The organism is Streptomyces xylophagus, from assembly GCF_000716435.1.
Taxonomy (GTDB): Bacteria; Actinomycetota; Actinomycetes; order Streptomycetales; family Streptomycetaceae; genus Streptomyces; species Streptomyces xylophagus.
Map to the genome: position 1 here is coordinate 1 of NZ_JNWO01000129.1, position 516 is coordinate 516.

Below are 516 nucleotides of genomic sequence, written 5' to 3' on the forward strand. Positions count from 1 at the left end.
AAAGAGATGTGGGCGGAGCCGTCCGGGGCGGGCGCGGACAAGTTCATCGGCGGAACGAACAGCTACCACTCCAGCAACCCGGACGGCGACAACTACACCAACCGGTGGGGTGCCCGCGTTCACTGGGGGTTCGAGACCGACTACTTCGTCCACACCCCGATGTACCAGGACAAGACCCCGCAGACCTACGACCGGCGCACCTCGCCGGTCACCTCGCGGGACCCGCTGGTCGGCGGTGCCTACGCGAACACCCCGAGCATGGGGCAGCTGGCGGCGAACCCGTGGCTGACCGAGCTCGGGGAGTCGGCTGTCCCGGGCGGCTACGGCGTCCCCGTCGACGGGGTGGTCTGACGTGCCCGAGTTCCTGGAAGGCACCGTGGACGTCCCCGGCGCGGGCAAGGTCAAGAAGCGGTACATCCTGATCCCCGCAGGGCTCGCCGGGGTGTACGTGGCATGGCGCTGGTATCAGGCGAGCCAGACGGACCCGAGCAGCGACGGCGGTCAGTCGAGCGGCCT

Annotated in this window: 1 protein-coding gene; it reads left to right on the forward strand. The window is 69.4% G+C overall.

Annotated features, from left to right (window positions below):
• Nucleotides 1–351: hypothetical protein (locus tag OO70_RS50610; protein WP_043688370.1), on the forward strand; the 351-nt coding region annotated here is incomplete at its 5' end.
• Nucleotides 352–516: the final 165 nt, after the last annotated feature.